Source organism: Zooshikella ganghwensis DSM 15267 (assembly GCF_000428585.1).
Classification (GTDB): domain Bacteria; phylum Pseudomonadota; class Gammaproteobacteria; order Pseudomonadales; family Zooshikellaceae; genus Zooshikella; species Zooshikella ganghwensis.
The window spans coordinates 23,652-31,655 of sequence record NZ_AUAF01000046.1 but is presented as its reverse complement, the minus strand read 5'-3'; the positions used below and the strand labels follow the sequence as shown (position 1 = coordinate 31,655).

The 8,004-nt window shown below is 40.8% G+C and carries 7 protein-coding genes and 1 pseudogene; 1 reads left to right on the top strand and 7 read right to left on the bottom strand.

The window, feature by feature from the left end; all coding sequences use genetic code 11:
- The 6 genes and pseudogenes from F607_RS29390 to F607_RS0111955 all read right to left on the bottom strand — a co-directional run.
- A pseudogene (locus F607_RS29390) lies at positions 1 to 182 on the bottom strand (IS982 family transposase); the annotation flags it as partial.
- Positions 183 to 295: 113 nt separating this feature from the next.
- The gene (locus F607_RS0111975) at positions 296 to 1,225 is read right to left on the bottom strand and encodes an ABC transporter permease (RefSeq protein ID WP_027708283.1); all 930 of its coding nucleotides are present in this window, start codon (positions 1,223 to 1,225) and stop codon (positions 296 to 298) included.
- Entirely contained in the window at positions 1,225 to 2,202 is a 978-nt protein-coding gene (locus tag F607_RS0111970) for an ABC transporter permease (RefSeq protein WP_027708282.1), read from the bottom strand. The genes F607_RS0111975 and F607_RS0111970 overlap by 1 nt, the downstream gene beginning before the upstream one ends.
- Positions 2,203 to 2,278: 76 nt before the next feature.
- Complete coding sequence (locus tag F607_RS0111965) at positions 2,279 to 3,832, bottom strand: ABC transporter substrate-binding protein (protein WP_027708281.1); 1,554 nt, start codon at positions 3,830 to 3,832, stop codon at positions 2,279 to 2,281.
- Positions 3,833 to 3,952: 120 nt separating this feature from the next.
- Positions 3,953 to 5,689, bottom strand: coding sequence for an ABC transporter ATP-binding protein (locus F607_RS0111960; RefSeq protein WP_027708280.1), 1,737 nt, complete (start codon positions 5,687 to 5,689; stop codon positions 3,953 to 3,955).
- Positions 5,690 to 6,688: 999 nt separating this feature from the next.
- A complete protein-coding gene (locus F607_RS0111955) occupies positions 6,689 to 6,895 on the bottom strand; it encodes a hypothetical protein (RefSeq protein ID WP_027708279.1) in 207 nt (68 codons plus the stop codon).
- 127 nt (positions 6,896 to 7,022) lie between these two features.
- Between F607_RS0111955 and F607_RS0111950 the strand changes: the two genes are divergently transcribed.
- On the top strand, positions 7,023 to 7,331 hold the full coding sequence (locus F607_RS0111950) for a hypothetical protein (protein ID WP_027708278.1): 309 nt from the start codon (positions 7,023 to 7,025) through the stop codon (positions 7,329 to 7,331).
- Here F607_RS0111950 and F607_RS0111945 read toward each other — a convergent pair.
- Positions 7,328 to 7,996 (bottom strand): 2'-5' RNA ligase family protein, encoded by a 669-nt coding sequence (locus tag F607_RS0111945; protein WP_157365446.1) that lies wholly within the window; start codon positions 7,994 to 7,996, stop codon positions 7,328 to 7,330. The genes F607_RS0111950 and F607_RS0111945 overlap by 4 nt on opposite strands.
- Positions 7,997 to 8,004: the final 8 nt, after the last annotated feature.

Genomic DNA, 8,004 nt, shown 5'->3' with positions numbered 1-8,004 from the left:
CGCCAGATATGTGTATCTTCATCTAGCCCAAAAAACTCGCCGATGAGCTCCATTGCAATCACTTCAGGATCAGAAAGGGAAGGCATAGTCCCTCGTTCACGTAATCGCTGGCCTTTAAGTAAATCATTAAAGGTATCATCAACCCAGCAATAAACTGCTATGATAAACTCTTCTACTGACATCCCCTGTCCCTTTGAATTTGTTTCGGCAAAACAAAGGTTGGGGTCAGGGGTTGTCATTTCAAACTAATAAAAGTCGAGCATCGCGTAAATATAAGGTTGCGTATAACGAAAAACTAACCTTTGTACAGTTTCGGGTTTAGTACATCACGCAACCAATCACCTAACAGGTTAATGACCAGCACTAAAACAATAAGGAAAAGACCAGGAATTATCGTTATCCACCACTGCCCACTCTGTAGGTAATCAAACCCACTTTTAATTAATGAACCCAATGAAGGTTGGGTTACCGGCATGCCGAGTCCCAAAAAGGAAAGAGCCGCTTCACTGATAATTGCATTGGCAATTTGAACGGTGGAGATGACAAAAATTGGAGACAAACAATTAGGCAGAATATGACGAAACATAATGCGTACTGTTGTAAAGCCCATAACTTGGGCTGCTTGAACGTACTCTTTTTCTTTTTCGGCAAGTACACAGGCACGTATAGTTCGTGCATACTGCGGCCATTCTGCAACACCTATGACAAAAATCAGTATCACCATTGCAAACTGACTGTACAAATCACCGCCGACAAAAGCACGAAAAAAAGCCAGCACAATAATCGCCAACATAAGAGACGAAAAAGACAGCTGAATATCCGCTAAACGCATTAACAAGCTATCCACTCGGCCGCCTGCATAACCGGCTACCAAACCAATAATCACGCCTAATAAGCACTGCAAAACAACAGCACAAATACCAATTAATAAAGATACTCTTGCCCCATAAAGAATGGCACTCAGAATATCCCGCCCCTGATCATCTGTACCTAGTAAAAATCGCTCATCACCCTCTTCAGTCCAAACCGGTGGAATCTCGCCATCCATGACATCCAATGTGGCGAGATCATTCGGATTATGTGAGGTTAATAAGGGTGCAAAAATAGCAGCCAAAATAATTAACAATAAAATTGAAGCACTAATAAAAGCAACTTTATCTCGAACAAAATGATAAAACACATTCGAGTTACTAATACGTCCCCAAAGCGACTGTTCGCTATTCATTACTTACCTCCAGCCACTTTAATTGTTGGATCTATAAACCCATAAATTAAATCAACCAACGTATTGGTGATTACAAAGATTAACCCAACAAAAACTAAGTATCCAATAATCAGCGGTGTATCACTTCGGTTAATAGCTTCCAGAAACATAAAGCCCATTCCAGGCCATTGGAAAACGGTTTCTGTCAAAATGGTATACGCTACCATAGTGCCTATCTGTACGCCTCCGACAGTGATCACAGGTAGCATGGTGTTCTTAAGTGCCAGACGGAACCAGATACGGTATTTATCCAGACCTTTTGCCCAGGCAAACTTGATATACTCACTATGCAAAACTTCTGTCATTTCAGAGCGTATTAATCGAATAAATAATGGAAGCATTAAGCTCGATAATGTGATGCTTGGTAAAATTAAGTGTGCTAAACCATCAAGTGTGAATAAACCTGTTTCCCAGGGTCCCCATACTGAGATTAATTCGCCACGTCCAAAAACAGGAAGATAATCAAGTATCACACCAAAAATAAACATCAAAAAAATGCCGGTTAGAAATACAGGGACAGATATACCGACAATGCTTGCACCCATAATGAACTTTGTAAGCCAGCTTCTTGGCTTAATGGCACAGTACACACCGAGAGGGACTGAAAAAAATATAATGATTAGTGTTGCCCCAAATACCAGTTCTAGCGTTGCTGGCAATTTAGATAAAATGACATCAGTTACAGGCTTTTTATAAAAATAAGATTGTCCCAAATCACCTTGCACTGCACCCTTTAGAAACCGACCATACTGCACAATAAATGGATCATTTAACCCTAGTTTTTCACGTAATGCCTCACGCTCTTCTTCTGATACAGACTCACCCACCATTTCTCTGACAGGGTCACCTAACGAATCTTTAATCGTAAACCCTATCAGACTAATGATAAACATCACCACAACTGCTTGTAGCAGACGCTTTAGCAAAAATATGATCATAACTTGACAACCACAGCCTATGAGCTGCACGCAATATATTTTTTAGAAAATATATGCGTGCATTAAAAAAAGCGAATTATTTAACGACCAGATCGCCTACATAAGGGAAGTTCATGACATTAACAACAGGTGCTAACTGAACATTTTTCTTTGCAGCCCAAGCAAGGTCTTGCCAATGTAAAGGAATAAATGCTGCTTCGTCATAGAGAATTTTTTCTGCTTTCTGCAGCAGGGTTTGACGTTTAGCGAGATCTGTCTCTTCTGAGCTTTGTAATACCAATTTATCTACTTCAGGGTTACAGTAGTTACCGCTGTTGTATTGACCAAAGCCTGTTTCGGAGTTTGGGCACATCGCCAGAAACTCTATAAAGTTTGCTGAGTCCTCGGTATCCGCATGCCAGCCAAGCATCATAATATCTGCTGCACGCTTATCAAACTCAGGCCAGTACTGCGCTTTTGGCATGGTTTTCAAGTCAACCTGAATATTAATTTTAGCCAACATATTCGCCACAGCTTGTGCAATTTTGGCGTCATTTACATAACGATTATTAGGCGCCATCATTGTTACTTTCAGGCCTTTTTCATAACCTGCTTCTTTCATAAGTTGCTTAGCTTTTTTCAAGTCATATCGCAGCTTAATATCTTCTGAATACCCCATGTACCCTTTAGGACTGTGCTGAGCAGCAGGTGTCCCCAACCCTTTCATTAACTTTTTAGCAATACCTGCATTATTAATGGCATAGTCAATGGCTAACCGGACTTTAGGGTTTTTAAAGGCTTCCACACGTTTTTGATTTAACTGAAAAGTGATAATCCGTGTTCCATCGAGGGTAACCATATCCACTTTGTCGCTTTTTTCTAAGCGGTCATAGTCTGTTGGAGGCACAGGGCTGATAAAATCAACATCACCTGCCAATAGCGCAGATACGCGGGTTGCATCCTCTTTTATCGGGGTCAGAATAATTTCTGAAACATTACCTGGAGATTTTTTATCCCAATAATCATCATAACGCTTAAACTCAACTTTCACACCCTGCTCACGTTGCGTCACAATAAATGGGCCTGTGCCAGAAAAATTACGAGAAGCATAGGAATTACCATGTTTTACCAGGGCATCCTTGGATTTACCATTTTCGTCAAAGCCAGTATAAAACTTACTGTCTAGAGGGAAAACATAAGTGGCTACGTTCAGCAGCAACGGATAAGGCTTATTCGTTACCAGATCAATGGTATAACGATCTACCACTTTAGCAGATTCAAAAGGCGCGAAAATCGCTTTAAAATCTGGGCTGGTTCTTAGGCGGTTAAACGTCCATTTAACATCTAGTGCGGTAAACTCATTGCCAGAATGGAATTTTACACCTTTACGCAGATAAAAACGCATAGTTCGATCATCGATACGCTCCCAGCGCTCAGCCAAGCGACCTTCAAATTTTAACTCTTGTGTCCAACGCACCAGTGGATCTCCCACCATATGCGACAGCTGCAGTGTACCACCCGACAGTTGTTCGTGCAGATCAAGTGAGACTGGATCAGCATCATAGGCAACCTTCAAGGTTTTTGCGAAAGCCCCCGCACTAAGCGTTGTAGCCAATAACGCACTGGCTAATAAGGCAGCTCCTCTTCTCATGTTTCTACTCCTATTATTATCATAAGATTTCATTTCTACTCATCCATTATTTCAACAGCTATTTTCTGTAAATAAAATAATCAGATGGCAGAACATTACCCACGTTATCATATGGGTAACTTACCCTTGCTGAACCATTAATCCCTCACGAGATAAGTGATCCATATGAGGTATTAGTGCGAGTAAGTTTTTGGTGTAGTCATGCTGTGGCGATATAAACAGCGCCTCAGTTTCATTTTGTTCTAAAATTTTTCCGTATCTCATCACTGAGACACGATCACACATTTGCCGGATGACAGGTAAATCATGGGAAATAAATAACATGGTTAAACCCAGCTCATCCTGCAAGTCTTTCAGCAAATTCAAAATCTGTGCTTGCACTGATACATCAAGTGCAGAGGTAGGCTCATCACAAATAAGCAGTTGTGGGCGTGTTGCTAACGCTCGCGCTATTGAAATACGTTGCCGCTGCCCCCCTGAAAATTCATGGGGAAATTTTATGCCTGCTCGTCGCCCTAAGCCAACATGATCAAGCAAGTCACCTACAATCATTTCCACTTCTTTTCGGCTACCCGCCAGTTTATGAAAATAAATAGGCTCAGCAATAATATCCTGTACTCTCATGCGAGGATTCATTGATGAATAGGGGTTTTGAAAAACCATTTGAATCTGTCGTCGTATTGGCCGGCGTTCACGCTCACTCATCGCACTAATTTCTTGGTCTGCAAAAAAAATACGACCTGACTCAGGAGGGTATATGCCGGCAATGACTCGCGCAATGGTCGACTTACCACTGCCACTTTCACCAACAAGACCAAATGTTTCACCTTTTTTTACCGTAAATGAAACATCATCTGAGGCTTGAATATAACGACGGTTTTTTGCCAGCAGTGCGTTTTTAGTAATAAATCGAAGGTTGACATGTTCTACACGAAGTAAATCTTCCCCTTTAGCAACAGAAGAAACATCACTTGCACTTGTTTGGCCTAACCAGTGATTAGAAACATCGATCTGGCTAAACCCTACACTGGCTTTTTCAATATAATTAACCAATGGAAAACGTTTGAGCTTTACATCCGCACGAGGCACTGCACTGATTAAACTTTTAGTATAAGGGTGCTCTGGCCGCTGTAATATCTGTTCGGTGGTCCCACTCTCTACTAAATTCCCCTGGTACATCACCGCCACTCTATCCGTGATATTAGCAATCACCCCCATATCATGAGTGACCAAAATACACCCAACCTGACGTTTTTTACAGAGCGACCGAATTAATTGCAGTATTTGATCTTGAATTGAAACATCCAGGGCTGTAGTAGGTTCATCAGCAATAATCAAGGCTGGGTCAGCACTCAACGCAATGGCAATACCTACTCGTTGCCTCATACCTCCAGAGAACTGATGAGGATATTGTTTTATGCGTATTTCAGGCTCCGGAATGCCCACCTGCTCCAACATGTTCAGCGCTTTCTGCTTAGCCGACTCTTGAGTAACATCAAGATTGGCCAATATTGTTTCCATTAACTGCTCTTCAACCGTAAATAATGGATTAAGCGATGTCATCGGATCCTGAAAAATAAAACCTATTTCTGCACCACGAATTTGACGAATGCGGCTTGCAGGTAAGCTTGATATTTTTTCACCTTTTAAAAAAACATCTCCACCCGCTACTCTTCCAGGAGGACTAAGCAAGTCAATAATGGCATTACCAATGGTAGACTTGCCTGCACCACTTTCCCCAACGAGTCCTAGAATTTCTCCTGGATTAACTTCAAAACTTACATCTTCCACTGCTACAGCTACACCATGACGGGAAGGGAATTCTATTTTTAAATTATTTACTTCAAGTAAGGCCATGCATTTCCCCAAGTCTTGCTAGGCAGAACAACGCGATTACACTACAGATAGTCAAAGTGCAACCCTATACTTCTATAACATACCGATGACGGATCTTTTTTAGTGGAGCTAGTCTTAATTAACCAGACTAGTCCCGTTTAAAACCCTTCGTTTTTGGCATAATCAGCTATAGGATTATAAATTAATTAAGCTACACCAGCTTCTGTAAACCTACAATTATACCGCACTCATTATGTAACTGTACCTAACAAAGTATTAACTTCTCTTATTAACTGGATATTTATAGGCTGATTATTTACATTTGAATATCCAGCTAAGACTGAAAATACTACTATATAAGCACTAGCCTGCTGTTAGTAGCAAATTAATTAGCATTCTATACTCAGACACTTTATTAGTCGTATACACATTCACGTGCTAATCTCTCGATATATTTATTATTAGGCTAAGCAGCCACTCAACCATTTAGCCGCAGCTATATATTTTATTATTACGAGTGAAATGTTTCTCCCTGCATTACACCCTTAACCTATCACTTTTATCATTATGTATAGATAACGTATATATCATACTTACTCGCTTACCAAACCATTAATTAGATATTACTTATAAATAAACTGGTACATTAGCGCCAACAGTACACTTTATTACTCGCTTTTAGTTAAGATTGTATTCGTACTGTAGCGTTATGTTAATTTATATCGAAATAAAGTAAACACACACAAGGTATATTGCACGTTTTTTATGCAAAAAAAACACTTAAACGTGTATTTTTTAACCAGCACACCCAAGCTATGTTAATTACGTCATAACCTTTTTGTGTTTTGCTTGCTGATTAAAGTAGGCACAAAAGGATTGTCTCAATGATGAAATCATCAGTGTGTATCATAATCACACACTGATAAAACGATGTGAGGATAAAACGCTTTATCTGGCAAAAGGCTTTGCAAACCAGTAATGATTCGCACTGAGCAGCTTGCTTGACAACCTCAAGCTACATCAGGGCGCTTTTTGGTCAGGATCCAACGCATTTTGAATTAAGTTAACGTAACGCTCCAGTTGACTCATATCGGTCGACAAATTGGTACTGCTGGAAGCGTTCACCTTAATAAGTTCTAATGCTGCTTCCACTGCAATTCGCCGCTTCTGATACTTATCCAAGTGATCATCATTGTAATTATAAAGTTTAATAAAGTGACTAATCATCACTGTCATCCTGTAGTAGTGCTATGCTTCTTTAGGTTATATAGCATACTCAGAATGAAGATGTGTTATTTCTAATCCTTTACTGAGCCATACATACACCAGCCAATGAACGATAAGGAGATTGATCATGCCTGCTTTAAGCGCTCACCAGGATAGTACTACCCACAAGCTTATTGTGACGTTAGTTGACACGATTATGCAGCGCAGTACAGATAGCGAAGTTATTCAGCAGTTTCTTATTGGACAAGGTGTTTACTCACGTCAGCAGGTTCGGCAACTCAGCGATGAAATCATTACTGCGGTGTATCGTGCTTTATTAATCAAGCATTATCAGCAACTACCAGATCAGCAGCTAATGACTGAAATGCGTATTTATGGCTTAGCTTATTCGGTTAATCTAACGGAAGATTATAGTGCCGCGGCCGTTGCCTATTAAATGTCTTCTGCACGCTCTAGGGCTACGGTGGCCACCACATCATACTGAGCACCGCGAGAATGCAATTCACTGGCAATCAGTACTATTTTTTCAACTGTGAATCCCTGTAAACGTTTTGGTAGTTCAACAAGCTCAGGGTATAACTGCTGTAAAGACGCAGGTTTACCCCGAGCCACACTCAAATGAGCAAAGAATGCTTTTTTATAGTTTGCTCTTTGATAATGCATTGCAGCCTGTTGAGTGTAATGCTGAGCACCTTCCCCATCCCTTACCATAACTGTTGCACTCTGCGCTTTTATTGCAGCTTTTCGTACTAAGTCAGCCAATGCACGCAGCTCTAGTTTAGGCTCAAGAGACAAAGCTAAAACCCTAGCTTTTGCAGGCCTTGGCAATAAATGCCATGGTCCTAGTTCTGCCTGGAACATGCCTGCCTCTCCCCTTAGGATCAACAGATTCACTTGCTCAACCATGGCGGGAATAGCATCTATAGGAAAGGCACCCATAAAGTGCAAAGTACAGTGTAAAAATGCAGGATCAAGCCAGCGAACGCCTGATACTTTGGGGTGAACACAGGAGTTTGTATGCTTTTTCAGCCAAGCAATAAGTTTTTTCCCTTGCTCAGGAGGATATTGAACAGCCCAAAATAGCCGCATAGTGTGAGCCATAAATACTC